Annotated in this window: 10 protein-coding genes; 7 read left to right on the top strand and 3 right to left on the bottom strand. The window is 31.2% G+C overall.

Features of this window, described 5'->3' with window-relative positions; translation table 11 throughout:
- The first annotated feature begins 78 nt into the window (after positions 1-78).
- Genes AC2A1D_RS04995 through AC2A1D_RS04980 form a run of 4 tightly spaced genes read left to right on the top strand, consistent with a single transcriptional unit; the run spans position 79 to position 3,973 of the window.
- Positions 79-1,029, top strand: coding sequence for a nucleotidyltransferase family protein (locus AC2A1D_RS04995; RefSeq protein ID WP_059137835.1), 951 nt, complete (start codon positions 79-81; stop codon positions 1,027-1,029).
- Positions 1,010-2,686, top strand: a complete 1,677-nt coding sequence (locus AC2A1D_RS04990) for a ThiF family adenylyltransferase (protein WP_185216877.1) — start codon at positions 1,010-1,012, stop codon at positions 2,684-2,686. The genes AC2A1D_RS04995 and AC2A1D_RS04990 overlap by 20 nt, the downstream gene beginning before the upstream one ends.
- Positions 2,683-3,147 carry a M67 family metallopeptidase gene (locus tag AC2A1D_RS04985; RefSeq protein ID WP_059137837.1) on the top strand — a complete coding sequence of 155 codons (465 nt, stop codon included), beginning with the start codon at positions 2,683-2,685 and terminating at the stop codon, positions 3,145-3,147. The genes AC2A1D_RS04990 and AC2A1D_RS04985 overlap by 4 nt, the downstream gene beginning before the upstream one ends.
- Complete coding sequence (locus AC2A1D_RS04980; RefSeq protein WP_059137838.1) at positions 3,140-3,973, top strand: DUF6602 domain-containing protein; 834 nt, start codon at positions 3,140-3,142, stop codon at positions 3,971-3,973. The genes AC2A1D_RS04985 and AC2A1D_RS04980 overlap by 8 nt, the downstream gene beginning before the upstream one ends.
- 316 nt (positions 3,974-4,289) lie before the next feature.
- Here the strand turns inward: AC2A1D_RS04980 and AC2A1D_RS04975 are convergent, their stop codons facing one another.
- The 3 genes from AC2A1D_RS04975 to AC2A1D_RS04965 are packed head-to-tail and all read right to left on the bottom strand — an operon-like array spanning position 4,290 to position 10,404.
- Positions 4,290-7,886, bottom strand: a complete 3,597-nt coding sequence (locus AC2A1D_RS04975; RefSeq protein ID WP_343662844.1) for an NACHT domain-containing protein — start codon at positions 7,884-7,886, stop codon at positions 4,290-4,292.
- Positions 7,879-8,991, bottom strand: coding sequence for a metallophosphoesterase family protein (locus AC2A1D_RS04970; protein WP_059137840.1), 1,113 nt, complete (start codon positions 8,989-8,991; stop codon positions 7,879-7,881). The genes AC2A1D_RS04975 and AC2A1D_RS04970 overlap by 8 nt, the downstream gene beginning before the upstream one ends.
- Positions 8,992-9,042: 51 nt before the next feature.
- Positions 9,043-10,404 carry a hypothetical protein gene (locus tag AC2A1D_RS04965; protein WP_185216923.1) on the bottom strand — a complete coding sequence of 454 codons (1,362 nt, stop codon included), beginning with the start codon at positions 10,402-10,404 and terminating at the stop codon, positions 9,043-9,045.
- 86 nt (positions 10,405-10,490) lie between these two features.
- On the opposite strand from AC2A1D_RS04965, the gene AC2A1D_RS04960 reads away from it, so the two are divergent.
- From AC2A1D_RS04960 to AC2A1D_RS04950, 3 genes are all read left to right on the top strand, one after another.
- A complete protein-coding gene (locus AC2A1D_RS04960) occupies positions 10,491-11,810 on the top strand; it encodes a hypothetical protein (protein WP_185216921.1) in 1,320 nt (439 codons plus the stop codon).
- 120 nt (positions 11,811-11,930) lie between these two features.
- Positions 11,931-12,761, top strand: a complete 831-nt coding sequence (locus AC2A1D_RS04955; protein WP_185216920.1) for a Hachiman antiphage defense system protein HamA — start codon at positions 11,931-11,933, stop codon at positions 12,759-12,761.
- A gap of 3 nt (positions 12,762-12,764) precedes the next feature.
- Positions 12,765-15,878: a DEAD/DEAH box helicase gene (locus AC2A1D_RS04950; protein WP_185216919.1), complete on the top strand. Its 3,114-nt coding sequence runs from the start codon at positions 12,765-12,767 to the stop codon at positions 15,876-15,878.
- Positions 15,879-15,899: the final 21 nt, after the last annotated feature.

Raw genomic sequence — 15,899 nt, 5'->3', positions numbered from 1 at the left:
ACATATGACATAAATCATATCAGAAATTCTAATCGGTACTAGATTTGAGAAATTCAACATTAAAAATATAAACATTTTATGGCAGTTAACAGAAGTGAACATTTGGCTAATGTACTGGAGACTCATCGCATGAGTCATATTGATAAGTTAGTGCAAAAATTCAGAGATAAAAGGGATGATATAAAAGAAGCACTGGAGGAACATTACACTTCTGATATTTATAGTCCTTTAAATTCAGGTTCTTTCGGAAAGCATACAGCAATCAACATAAAATTCGATTTAGATGTTGTTGTTCCGTTCAAGAGAAACAGTTTTACTACGATTGAAGAAATGTACAATGCAGTTTATGATTTCTTATATGAGAAATATGAGGATACTGGACTTGCAACGGTAAGGAAGCAAAAGGTTTCTATTGGTGTAATTTTCAAAGCTGATAAAGATGGAGACCAGATCAGCATTGATGTTGTTCCGGGAAGAGAAATCAGCGTAGATTCCTATTTAGACGTACGGGATCTGAATATTTATTTCAATAAGGATACCTGGGGATTCAGCAAAGGTACCTACATGAAAACAAATATTCAGTCACAAATAGACACCATTAAATCAAGAGACGACGAAAGAAAAATAATAAGGTTATTAAAAATCTGGAAGCACTCTAACAGCGAATCCTACAAATCCTTTTTGATGGAGCTTTTTACGTTAAAAGCATTTGATAAGTCAACAATTACAGGAAATTTATGGGACAAAACGGAAGGCGTATTAAGGTACATAAAAGATAATGTAACTCGTGAGGACTTCACATTAAAAGATCCTGGCAACCCAAGTAATGACTTGATGAAAAACCTCAGTTGGTTTGATCGCCAGAATTTATCTAACAAAATGAAGAATATAATTGATAGGATAACTGAAAATTCTGAAAACATCAAAACATATTTTCCAGCCAATAAAGATTTTGATACAACAGAATCATATGGACTGAAAGGATCTTCAGGACTTTCCATACCAAAAGATGATCAGCGTTTTGGATAGAGTGAGGTTAGAAAAAATAAAATCCGCAATATCAGAAATTCCCTTTGTAAGCAAAATCAATCGCATAGAACAAGGGGAATTCTTTATTAGTGGTAATATAGAAATTGCTTTTGAAGAACTGGAAAATCCATTATTGTTTGATTTTTTAATAACTCAGGAATACCCTTTAAAAACATATAGTTCCGAATCCATTACATTTTTTAATTCTGATTTGATTCAGTACAATCACGTAATGGCAAACGGAAACATATGTATACATACTGCACATAGTGAAGATCTTGAGAATAAGATTTGGATTGACTTTAATGCTCTGAAGGCATGGATTATTAAGTACTACATTAACAAGGAGACAGACCAAAAATATGAACATCTGGTTGTACAAGACTCTGCAGTTAAAGGTGATAAATATTCATTTACTTTCACATCAACGGGTAAAGTATTTCAAGAGGGAGAAATAGGAATTGTAAAATTGTCTTTACTGCATGATGGATATCACAAAAAAGATCACATTTATAATTTTTACGTAAAATACTTTGAGACATTTCCTGATTTAAAGAAGAAATGTTCCTGGAACGATTTTTATTTTGAGCAACCTACAGACCGGGAAGGAATTTATCTTTTCCGAGAAAATCCGCCTGCAAAATATAATCGATTTGCCCATTCCACTTGGGCCGAGCTTGATCTCCCTCAAGATATTCTAACCATGCTTCATGAATTTGAGGAAAAGTGTGCTAAAGAAGATTACGGAAAGGTGATCCCGTTTTTTCTTGGATATAAAATTAACAGCACGGAAGTTCATTGGCAGGTAGCGTTAATGGAAGTGGGAAAATTTCCGATTAAGGGTGTTCCTGAGCGAAATGAAGGAAGGAAAACGGGTAGATGGCATACTGGCATTGTTGATGCGCCCATTCACTGGGGTATTTCCAGAAATGCGTCATACGAATATTTTTTTGGACGCGGTAAATTTTGTGATTCTATTACGGAAGCAAAAATTCTTATTATAGGTGTAGGAGCTGTTGGTAGCATGATTGCAACGACGTTAACAAGGTCAGGGTGCAGGTTTATTGACTTCATTGATCATGATATTAAAGAGCCTGAAAATGTCTGTAGATCAGAATATCGCTTTTCAAAAGGAATCAATAATAAGATTCTTGAGTTAGCAGGCTCACTTTATGAGATCTCACCTTTTGTAACTTCCCATCAAATTAATAATGACTACTTCGAAAAGTATATCAAATCATTTTATACAGATGAAAATTTACGAGCCTACATTACGTCAGATCTGGATAAATACGATATTATTTTTGACTGTTCAACCGACAATGATTTGATGTACGTATTAAACAAACTAACGCTTCGCTCAAAGCTTATCAATATATCGTTAACTAATCATGCTAACGAGTTAGTTTGTGCCTTTTATCCAAACATCTACAATTTTGTAAACAATCAGTTCTCGAACGTTCTCGAAAACGATGTGGATGACATGTACGAACCGACGGGTTGTTGGAGTCCGACATTCAAAGCATCTTATAACGATATTGCATTATTGGTTCAAATGGCTTTTAAACAAATCAATAGAATTTTCTCGGGAGAGAAAGCATTCAACAATTTCGTTATCCAGGAAAATAACAATTCCTTAAAAATTATAGAATATTGATACTTAAAAATACGCATAACAATTTAGAGATCGTACTGGAAGAATCTCTACTAAAGGAAATTGAAACGATTGCTGTTCAACATTATCCTAACGAGTTTGGAGGTTTCCTACTGGGAAAATATTCTGAAGATTTTAAATCTGTAGTTATAGAATCTATTATTCTACCTTATAAATACAAAGCATCTCCTGTCCTATTTCAGAGGTCTACCAAAGATCTTGAAAAACTTTTTATAAAAGAATATCAGGAAAACAGCAGATATTATATTGGCGAATGGCATTCTCATCCTGATGGTTCAACGATGTACAGCGGAACTGATCTCAATGCCATGACTGAAACAGCAGAATCCGATGGAGTCCAAATCAAAAACCCATTACTATTAATTATAAGTATTAGTAAAAAGAAAATGCAAAATTTTACTTTTTACTATTACTCAGAAAAAAAACTATTTGCATATGAGTAAAAAAATTGATCTTAAAATGTTATTCAATGGTCTTCAAAGCCAAATGATTTCACAACTTAGCACCAATAGAGAATTCATTAATCATCCAGGATCTAAAGGAGATTCATTGGAAAATGCTTGGATCGAATGGTTGAGTAAATATTTACCCAATCGATATAGCGTAGATAAAGCAATTGTTATTGATCATGAAGGAAATACCAGTCATCAGATCGACATCGTAATCTATGATAATTGGTTTACTCCTTTTATATTTTCGCAGAATGGCTTTCATTACATACCAGCAGAAGGCGTATACGCAGTATTTGAAGTTAAGCCGGATCTTAAGGGAACAGTAGATGGTAAAAGCTATATTGAGTATGCAGCAGAAAAAATTGAAAGTGTTAGAGTCCTAAAACGAACTACAACACAAATGATTAATTCCGGAGCAGTGGTTCCGGCAAGACCTTTAACCAAAATTTTGGGAGGAATATTAACTAGCACCAATACTATCAAGCAAACCTCAACCATAGAAAAACATCTAAAAGCTCAAACAGGTTTTAAAACCATAGACTTTGGTTGTATAGCTGATTACGGAAGCTTCTCAATTGACTATGATGGTGAAGAGGATATCAGCTTGAGAAACGAAATTGATTTTGAGAAACGCTATCATGACTACTACAATTCAAGAACATTCAAAGAGCTAACTTTTAGTAAGCCAGAAAATTCATTGGTAACATTCTTTATGCAGCTGACACGATATCTTCAGCAAGCTATAGGAACAGTACCAGCTATCAATTTGCAAACATATCTTGATAAGATCGGTGAGGAAATAGATCCTACAATTTAAGTATTTATTTAAGAATCAAAATTACAGGGTAATGGTTTAGATATGGAGTTTTTAATTAACTCCATACCTGAACCATTACCCAAATTACCTTTTATTTTAATTGTCCAAAAAACAGCTATAGCTACAAAAAACATTGCAGTAATCGCATTAAATGGCTCGGAAAAAAACTAAGCCATATTTGTTTCCGCATATGTCATTCCCCCATCAAGAGATATTTGATTCGTATGCATATATAATTATCTTCTCCTTTAAAAATAAGTTTATCCAAACACTTCTTAATTTATTACCACCGTCCCATCTATATCTCTTTTTTTATCTAAATGCTTTCAATTTCCTCTAAAAAAATTTTTGCTTCCTTAAATGTAAATGGACGTGAGATAGAAGCATAGTATGACAATTTAGAATCTTCAATTAAATTATTAACATAAAAAAACTTATTGTCATTATTCATAATTTCAGATTTTAAATTTGTAAGCATTGCCCGTACTTTTTTGTAACCTACCTCTGTTTCTGATAAATTATTAATTAGTACTTTCAGTAAATTCTGAGAATTATAAAAATCAAAGGTATCCTTTACATTTTCGTCATAAACAATTTTAAAAATATCCTTCAGAACTAATATAGAATCTAATCTCTTATAATTTGCAAAATCTTTTATTCGGTAATCATCCCTGTAGTCTACTCGTTCAGTATTTTTAAAATCGATAAGAAATTTTAGATATAGAGGTAACGCACTTTCATCATTACAATAAAATAGTACGTTAAGTGCATCTGAAACAAACTTAGGATTCTCTTTTTCCAAATGTTTTCTGGCAATTTCCAGAATAAAGGTACTATGCAATTTTTTTTCAATAAATACTTCAACTGCCTTCCAGCATAAATAAGAATCAATATTATTGCAGCACTTTTCTAAAAATGTAATTTCTTGATCCTTATTTAATAGTTCAGTGTATCGCGAGAGAAAATCTCTTTGAGAGTAGATATAATTATCATTTAGAAAATTATCCTCCAATATTGGATAAGTCTCCTCCAATTTTAGTTCAATTGCCTGGTCAATATGATCTTTTAAAGATCCTGAATCTAATACTTCTTTTTTTAAATTCTCAATAAGTTGATTTTTAAAAAGATCTGGATTACTAATTCTTGATTTTATGAAATCTGTATTACCTTCAGCGCTACCGAAAATATTACAATATTTCAATGATCGAAGATAAAAATCTGTTGAATACTGGATATCATACTTCTTGTCAAAGTAAAAAAGTAATTTTAAAATACTATATCCATTGTAAATACCTAAGTTTCCATCACTCTTTACATTAATTACACGATTAAAATTAAATTCGTCTGCAAATTTTTTACACAATTGTTTTATGTAAGAAATCTGATCCTCTTTAACTGTAAAACCTTCATTTTCTCTGTCTTTAATTTTATTTTTTATTTGAAAAATAATGAAATAATCATTACTTATATGTGCAATAACATCTTCTTTCGTTTTTTTCTCGCTATTTTTCACTGAAGCAGAAATCGCCCTGAAAACAGAATGTTGAACTCCGTGCTCATTTTTATTTTTATACCACTCCCATTCAATCTCATGAATATTTTTCCAAGTCATATCAATTATAGAGTTATTATCAAAAACTTTAGAGACTTCAGCAGCTAATTCTTCCCTATCAAAAAGAATATCAAAATTGCTTTGAACAAATTCTTTCTTTCTTTTATTTTCAAGCATGATCTCCTTTTCGGTAGGCAAGTCTTCCGGAAATTTATACCCCGCATCTTTAAAGAGTTTTTCATAATAATAGCCTAATTCGTAATTGGTATAAAAGTACTTGTATCTTAAAAAATCTAAATCAGTTTCCTTTTCTATAAATATTTCTTTGTTTTCATATTTTTCAACCAAATAATCAATGCATTGCTTATTGTCAAAAAAACTTAAAAACATATAATTTTTGTCCGACAATCCATATTTATTTATGATGTATTTAAATGCTCTAAAATCTTTTGACGACCTATTTATCACATCAACTATAATACTATCTCTTCTATATATAAAACTATCCTCATGTCTTAAAAATGCATCGATACATCTTAAGAGAAAGTCAGTTTCCTTTTCTGAAAAATATAAAATTCTTTCAATCAACTTATCTCTAAATTTTTTATCATAAAAATCAGAAATTTTAATATCAAACTTTTCATTAAATATTACATCTAGTACCGATAGAAAATTCTCAGCATTTTCAATCTTTAAGAAAATTTTCTCCAACAACCATTTCGTACCACGAATAGTATTATCCTTAATTTGTTCCGGTCTAACTTCGTAAAGTTTATCAACACAATTTTTTAAAACAGAAAAATATTCATCTACAAATTCAAAATCAGCAATCATTGCTATAAGCTGGTGGTTTATTTCAGGAGAAAAATCGTTTTTAAAATGCTCAGAAATACTTAAAAAAAGTTCTTTATCAAACTTGTGAAAACCTTTACCCCTAAAAGATCTCAGAGCCACCTCCATGTATCTATCACCTGCAAAAATATAATCTGTAAAAATCTGTTTAATCTCAAGTTCCTTACCAGTATTTTTAGTAAAAGATAGAACGTCCAACGCTGAAATAACACTTCTGAAGTGATTATTTTCTCTAACAATTCCTAACAAAAAATCTATATCTGCAAATTCGGCAATTTTATCAATTGAAAACCTTCTATCTTTTCCAAACCAAAATGTCTTTTCAACAGAAATTTCTTGGAAATATTTCTTGAAAATTTCCTTTTGGGTTGATACAGGTAATTTATCTTTTTCCGCTAAAAAAAGTATTTCGGGCTCATTAGCTAAAAACCATTTCTCAAGCTCTATAAATTTTTTAGGTTCAATTATATTAAGTAAAAAAGTAATTGTGTTAAAAAACGAAGGCTTAGTTATATTTTCTTCCGGATGAATTCTTATTAAAGAAATAATTTCATCTGGCGTAAATTCTGACAATAGTTTGGCAGAAAAAAATTCTTGATAGTTTCTATGCCTAAAAACAAAATTATCAGTTTTAGGTAATTTTTCAACTAAAGAAATCTGTTCAAATATTGATTTATCATCCTTTCCTAAAAGACTGTAAACATGATCATCTGAAATATAATTCTGATGCATTGATTCACTCACTAAAGCAACTTTTTCCAGACATTTTTTTACATGGGCAATATCCACATTTTCTCTTTTCTTAAGCTTGTCTTTGCTCAATTTCCTTAATTCATTTTCAATGAAAAGATTCCAACATTCTTCCTGGGTTTCAGGAAATGCCTTTTTACTTTCATAGTATTCACAAAAAGGCTCAAGATTAAAAGGAGTTTCCAGATAGACTCTGAATTTATCAAGTTCTTCAATTCCTAACTTTGTAAATATTCGCTTTTCAAGAATGTTATTTATTTGTTTATCAGTCAATCCATCTAAAAAATAATATTTGAATCCTGAAATATTTATTAAATACTTCTCATATATATTGGTTCTGCAGCTTAAAACAACATTAATTATCTTGTCATCATTTTTATTCAAAAAATTCTCTAATTCAGAAACAAAATCTTGAATATCCGCAATTTCATCTAGCCCATCTAAAATAAAAGTCATTTTTGGAAGCTCCTTCCATTCCTTCAATGGAATTAAGTCCTCAAATCTTGAAACAGGGCGGAAACTTTTTAAATTTATAATTAATGGGAAATTCATACTATCTTCCCTATTTTCCCAAAGATTTTCGAATAGCATATTGAGTTCAGTTGATTTCCCTATTCCTGGATTCCCCAGTAACACGATCCTTCCATCTTTCAATAAGACATCAGCAAGCTTTGTTTTATTCTTACTTTCAATAGTCTGAATTTCTGTAGCGTCTTTAGAGTTCTTAATAAACCTTTGTTCGTAATATATATTATTCATTGCCCGGGTTATTTTTAAATTGACTTTTATCGATTCCCATAAAGAAGTCTTTTTCTTTCATATTAAACTTTTCTTTAACTTCCTCTGCAATTCCATACTTATATGTCCTGACAGCATCCCCACCAAGAACATCATCATAAAATTTTGAAGAACCCTCATCATAGATTTTATAATTACATTTTATGTTTTTATTCGAAAAATCAATATCTATTATAGCATAACCAGATATGTATTTTGATTCTTTTTCGTGCGGCTTATCAAATGCAGACCGTCCTCTTGAAAACAGAATCTTTTGGTCATTTCCAAAATCACTACCTCTGAAATGTTTATTATGTTCATGACCCAAGAGCAACATTTCGAATTTTTTAAAATGTAGGAGGTTTTCAATTTCATTTTTTTCCTCGGGATTATAACATTCCAATGGATGATGCATAACAGCAATATTTAGTTCGGTTCCATACTTCTCAAAAAATTGGATTGATCTATGAAATTGATGTGATCCCACAAAATGATTCTCTACTCTCCCAGATGCACAGCGCCAAGAATCATTTATCAGAGCAATTCCTACTTTTCTTGAATTATAATCGTAGATCACTTTTGATTCAAGCGTTGAAAATTCATAATGCTGATCCTCATCTTTATTATGGAATCTCTGCTCAAATTCTAAAAAGGCGTCCAGCCTTTCAAAATTTAAACCTTGAAAATTTTTCAGATACTTTCCACATAGCCTATCCACATCTTGCGGGGATTTCAAAAGTGCTTTAATTCCAGCTTCTTTAACTTCATCGATTTTGTTTTGTTCAATATCATGATTTCCAGGAATAAAAAGTACTTTTTCTTTTTTTATTCCAATTTCGTTACATAAAGGCTCAATAAATTCGATTTCGAAAATATCAAAAGGATTTTCAAAATCTTCATAGGGTGTTACCATTTTCAAAGATGCACCACCTTTATCTACAAGGTCACCCGATATAATGATTAAATCAATATCAATTTCAGAATTTTTATGCCTTAGCTCATTAATTAAAGCTCCTCTGTAGTAAAGCCTAAAATTTTCAATATTTTCTTTAGACAAGTGTATATCAGACAGATGAATAATTCTCATAACTTAAAATACTTTTTCCAAGTCGTTATTTAGTTTTATGTTTAAGATATCTTAAGGCGCTTCTCTTTCCCAATGTGAACCATCTACAATTGTTACTTCCTCTTCAGGAACAACTAAGAAATGGATAGGAATTGGATTTTCGGGATATACTAAGTTAGTAGCAGAATTTACTGTTTCATCAAAAGACCATTCGCTATAAGAACGTGAATAGGACTGAAAATAATGATAAAAAATCCAACTAAGTGCAGTTTCATTTGTATCTAAATGTTCCCAGGTTTTCAAAACCTTCTCTGTCCTCATCTTTTCAACTAGCGGACCGTCCATAGTTTCTATACCTACGTGAATTACACCACCAGTCACACCGTGAAACTGCTTAATAGCTTTTTTTATTAGTCTTCCAGCATCCTTTGCCTTTGCAGCAATTGACTCTTGCGCATCACAATTAAAATAGAGTCCAAAAACATTTCTAACCTTATCCAAATATTGACTAAGTAAATTGCCTTCCACATATTGGAACTTTGCATCTAAACCACAAGTAAACCCTTGATGATCTACAGGTTTTCCTGCTATTAACTCTAAGAGCTGGGGTGAGTGATTTTTAACAAAATGCGTCTTTAAATGATTGTTTATTTTTCCAACATCAATCTTAGAAATTCTTAAATCAGCTTCAGGTAAAGCCAAATGTTTTTCTTCGTATTCAATTGTCAGAATCAGGTCTTCTAATTGATCTTTAAGGAACGAGTCGGAAAGGTTAAATACTTCCGTATGAATATCAACGTATAACAAAATATTATTTTTTGTTAGTAGATCCTTCACTTCATTGATCATTTTAAGCTTCTTCACTGTCTCCCTGCCTGTATATTCTGAAGGACCTAATCTCTTGCATTCCACTTCCCAACTTTCATCTCCTTTTATTGCAAGAAAATCTGGATTCTTACCGAGAGCCCCTTGATTTTCATTTATTATCTCAACCGAATAACCATTTCTGCTCCATAATAAAGCTGTTAGGATTTCAAATAAGATTGCATCAGCCTCATTAGGCCTTTTCCTAAGCATATCTCTAATCTTTTTGTCAATCCCTGGAATATTTTTAACAACATTTATATATTTTCCAATCTGTTTAAAAATCGGTAAAACACGAGCACCTGAGAAATAATTATACTTATGTCTCTCATAAATATATGTATAAGCTAAGTACAAATACCAGCCAATTTTATCATCCTCAATTAAAAGACGCTTACTTTCGGCAATATTTTTCGAAGGATCAACAGGCCTTAGTTTTTCGAGTAAACAATTTTCAATGTTGTCTTTTTTCGTCATCCAGTCTTTTGTAGACAAAAAGCCCCTTATCCAGTCATAACCTGTGACCAGTTCGTCATCGTCACATTCAAAATCTTCAAAAAACTTTATCATAAATACAAAATAAATAAGCGTAAAAATTACTCATAAATTACTAAAAAACAAAAATTAAATGTATATATTTATTAATAAATAAAACCATGATAGAAAGTAAAGTGCAAGATTATCTCTGTGAAAATTTTAATACTTTCCATAAAAAAATATCTAACATTGAGGAATATAACAATGAGATAAAAAAGCAGAAGAAAGAAATTTTTGATTGTATGTCATCTATCAAGATTTCAGATCTTGTTAAGTTAATTTTAGTTGATAAAGTATCATACTCCACAAGAAATATAGAATACTACAAATTAATTGACTCTGAATTTCCCCTTTTAAAAACAGGTTCAAAAACCGGAAAACAACCATCGGTTGACATTTTAGCTTATAACACTGAGAGTCTAAACTTAGCACTTATAGAGCTTAAAACAAGTCGAGGCACTGAACGTGAAGCCGTCACAGAGCTTTCAGCATATAATCTTGGTTTACAACACAGATTTCAGGGATTATCTAATTTACAAGTTATATGGATTCCCATTTCAACCGAATGGAGAGTCACACCACGATCAGCAATAGAATATTCAATGTTATGGAATAATATTCAAGCTTTACCACTTCACCTAGATTTTACAGTTAAAGAGGAAAAGATCCAAAATTTAAAATTAAAAATTATCAATCCAATTAAAGATGTAAAAGAAGAAGATTATAGAAACTTATTCTCTTATGAATGTTTTGATACTTTTGAATATTTTACAATATCTGAAGTCAAAAATAAAGATGGATTTATAAATTATATAACAACCATATTTAATCGCCAAAATATAAACGGGTTTGTAATATTTCACAACGCCTACCATGGTGCTCCTTATCCACATGGTTTTACTCTATGTATTTATAACCCTTACAAAGGTCATTTACATCGTAAGATGTTGAAGGAGGCCCTGCAGCAATATAAAGAATTACCATTCGATGACGTTATAAAAATGGGAGGGTTCGTAAATACCAACTATTATGATGTAGACTTTAAAACGGATGAATTAAGATTCTATGAACCTACAGAAGCTGATCTTGACGAAGGTAGTCTTAAAATGGATGCTTATTGGGAAAAGGACTTTTTAAGTGTGGGAGATTTTACTGATCCAGGAGATGATCCGAATATCGGGTATATAATCCATAATCTTATGAAAGCTATTGATAGCTCAAAGGAAAATAAGCGAGCCTTTGGCACACCTCATTTTGAGACGTTGTTTAAAGGATTTGAGGCTGAACAGATATCTTCAGTCTCATACTTAGGGATCTACCATGATTTGATGACAAAAAAAATTCAGATAGAACATAAAAGAAAAATACATTCGAAAGATTTTTTCTCATGTCTGACATCATTTGTATATCTCAAAGACACTTTTAGTTCATTTAATTAAGTCGGAAATTAATTAAAATTAAAAACATTATGTTATAAACACTGAATCCACATCATTTTTTTAACGTATTTTTAAAGAAAAAATCGGTGGATAAATAGTAAATTTGCAAATCCTAAAATTATGCATATACATAAAAAATTAGATATCAAAGTTGCCGATAATTTTATTGAAAAATTTGCGCAAAAGTATTTAGAGCAAAGAAGTACAACTTTGTTTAATTATAGTGATATCGGTGAACAAACTTTGTTTGGGAATTTAGGATTTGGAACAGATGTACTCCAACAAATAATTAAAAAAAATTCCGTTCCTCTTGATAAAAAGAGAGAGGAAGGGCTCAAGCCAGCTGTTCTCCAAGATATTTACCGCAGTGATCTGGGGGAATTATTAATGACCTATTATTTTGAAGAAAAAATTGCTGAAGGTGAGAGATTTATTATACCATTGAAAAATATAACTTTCAGAGAAAGGTATGATATGCCTGGTAGAGGATTGGATGCAATCGGCTATAAGGAAACTTCTGATAATAAAATAGAAATTCTTTTAGGAGAGGCTAAAGTTTCACAGGATAAAAAAACACCACCATCGGTTGTTGATACTTCTTCGGATTCAATATTTAATACCCATACAAATCATAAAAATGATACCCCTGTTGTTATACAGCGATTATCAGACTATGCAAGGAGATTGAATATTAAGGATGCGGAAATAATTGGCTTTGCAATAATTTGTCTTGAACATAAATTCGAAGATAAAATTGACATTACATATGGTTGTACCTTAATACGCGATTTTGAATGTGTTAATGAAGATTCGGATTTTGGAAAAATGAAGTCCGAACAAGTAAATTTTGAACCTGGAAAAGTTCATTTTTCAATTTTATCATTTAAAGATAAAACCATTGAAGAAACAGTTAAAATGTTTTATGAAAAAGTACAACAATTGATTTCATAATTGATGAAGAATATTGTCAATGCCATAATGCAGCAAGAATCTATACTTTCACTTTTAAGTGAAAGTGAGAAATTGTACATTTTTGATCAATTAAAACTACCTATAGAATCGAATTTAAATAATTCGGAAATCATCCGATTGACCTTTTTCATTACAAATAATATTTTTTCTGAAGAGGAAGATTTGATTTCAGAAAGTAATATTGCTTATAAACTTTTAAAATCAATAAACATTGAATCGGAGAATGATGCCAATGATTTTCAAAATGCATTCGGATTTGAAGGTATTGATAAAACAATATTATATTATTTCTATTTATCTAATATTGCATTAAAAGCAGAAAAAAACATCAATATAAGAATTGATCTTAAAGAATTTAAAACTTCAAATTACCAAACCGAAGATTGGAAGTTTAAATTGATTAATGAGACAATGGAAGCCTATCTTCTTTTAGTTCGTAAGAAAAACGGTTTCAAGGATATTGAAGAGGCGCTTTCTATAATTGATAATTTAAGAAATCAACAACAAGCATACGAAGAAGGATACTTACAACAGTTTACAGCTAGAGACGAAGTAAATGAAGCGTATCTTCTATTGTCATTATATCATCTTACAAAAGCATTAGTCGAAACTGCGACTTACTTAGTGAAGGGCTATGAATATAGGGAACGTATAGATTCAGTAATCAGACAGCATTTAGACATTGCTAAAAAAGCGGCTATTAATGAACCGCGCTTGCTAGGTATATTTCAAATATTTGAATTTGGTCTAAATGCAATTCATAAAAATGCGATTTGGACTAATACTAAATTTAACGATAAAATTAGAGAGCTTTGCAGAATCAAGGCTGAAACAGGCATGCTTGAGTTGTTACCTTCTCAAAGAAAGGCAATGACTGAAAACCTTTTAGACGTTGCCGCCAATGTAACTGTTTTACAGATGCCAACAAGTGCCGGTAAAACTCTGTTAGCAGAATTTAATATTATTATTACAAAAGCTTTAAGAGCAGACGCAAAGATTGTTTACGTCGTTCCATCTAGAGCTCTTGTAAACCAAGTCTATTATGATCTAAAATCAGACCTTGAAGAACTAGGATTTGCCATCGAGAAAACTTCTTCTGCTATTGAAGTAGACCCAACGGAAGACTCTTTCTTGAGTGGTGACGAAAAAATAGATGTTTTAATTTCAACACCTGAAAAATTAGATCTTTTGATAAGAAGAAGACATCCATCTGTTGATGATGTTTCTATGTTTATCATTGATGAAGCTCATACCATTCAGAATGGAGAAAGAGGAGCGAAATTAGAATTACTGTTAGCTATTTTAAGAAGAGAACGTCCTAATGCAAAATATATGCTGCTATCACCATTTATTCAAAATGCAAATGCAGTAATTACTGAATGGCTTGGTGGAGGTAATTCGATATATGTTGACTGGAAACCTTCCGAAAAACTTATCTTAGGTATTGATGTAAAGAAAACCATTACCAAAAATGAAATTCATTTAGAAGTTCTCAAAACGCCTTATGATTCAGTCAGACCTATTGAAAAAACTATCATTCAAAATCCATATACGTTAGAAAGTTCCGGAAAAAAAGACAGAATTCTTGAATTTTCAGTAAACCATTTTTCAGAGGAGGAAAAGACAATGTTAATTCTTTGTTATGGAAAAGGAACTGCAAATAGTAGAGCTGATTTCATTTATGATAAGGTTCAAAAATATAACTCAAGTGATGATGTTAAACTAGTTAAAAAATTCATTGAAGACGAAGTTGGACGTCAAACTACCTTATCCAAAGTCATCGACAAAGGAATTGTTACACATCATGGTGGTATGTCCGATGAAACAAAGCTTTTGGTTGAGCATTTAATCAGAGAAAAGCACATACAATATGTATGTGCAACTACCACAATAGCTGAGGGAGTAAATTTTCCGGTTTCATCAGTTTTTTTTGATGATTACAGAAGAGGTCAGTATAACAAATTAGATTCAAATGACTTTTGGAACATAGCAGGAAGAGCAGGCAGGACACTTGTTGACAATTACGGTAAAATAATTATGCCTTTTAACAGCAAGGCTAATGTAGATAATGCTAAAGATCTAATTCGTAATAGTGCAAATACTTTAACAAGTGTTTTAGCAGAACTATTTGAAAATGCAGATTATATTGAACAAAAGCTTAAAGAACCTACTGGATTTTATGACTTGTTCAGGGACTATTCTAATTCACTTTCACCACTAATTCAATATTTTGTACATCTTCTAACTGTTGGAGGGAATGAATATTATGTAACTGAAATTGAAGATCTTTTCAAGGACTCTTTAGAATACTATCTTTTAGACACTCAAGAGAAGAGACAAAAATTCATATCTATCTGTAAATCGATCTACTTGACTTTACAATCTAGATATAGTGACAAAGGTGTACTGGCTTTTGCTGATAAAACAGGTTTCTCTGTACCTTCTGTTATCAATGTAATGAGACAAGCTCGAACAAATACAGAAATCAGTGATTTATCAAGCTGGTCAAAAGAACAGCTTTTTGATAGTGGAAACCCACAAAACTTAACTGAGAAAATAAAAGTAATTGCTGCTTTAAAAGAGACAAAATTAGGAGTAGATGCCCAAAGTCAATTTAATCCGGAATTGTACGCCAAAATAATAATCGATTGGGTAAAGGGTGATAAATTATCAAATATTGCTAATATCCATCCAATATATAATATTCAAAACACAGACGAGAAAGAGACTGAGGATCGTATCACCGAATTTGTAAAAAAAATGAATGATATCAGATTTAAGGCATCTTGGGGATTAAGTGCATTAGAAGGAATAGTAAAAGGAAATACAGATATACAAGATTCTCATATTCCGTCTCTAGTCTACTTTGGAGTTGACAATGAAAAATCATTAGCGTTTAGAATGATTGGTGTTCCAAGAGCACTTGCATTTTCTTTTGAAGATTTAATCGAAAGAGGTATAAATGAATATTCCTACACAACTTTAAGGAAGAGGGTTCGTGATTTAACAAATACAGATTGGGATAATTTAAGCCCAAGAAACTCTAGCTTAAATGGGATGGAATGGAAAAGGATTTCAGAGATTTTGGTTAAATAAGTGGATTTTACTGTAGAAATT

The sequence above is a fragment of the Chryseobacterium sp. HNCC26DJ239 genome (genome assembly GCF_057180445.1).
The sequence above is the reverse complement of the archived record's forward strand: the minus strand, read 5'-3'. Positions and strand labels throughout refer to the sequence as shown.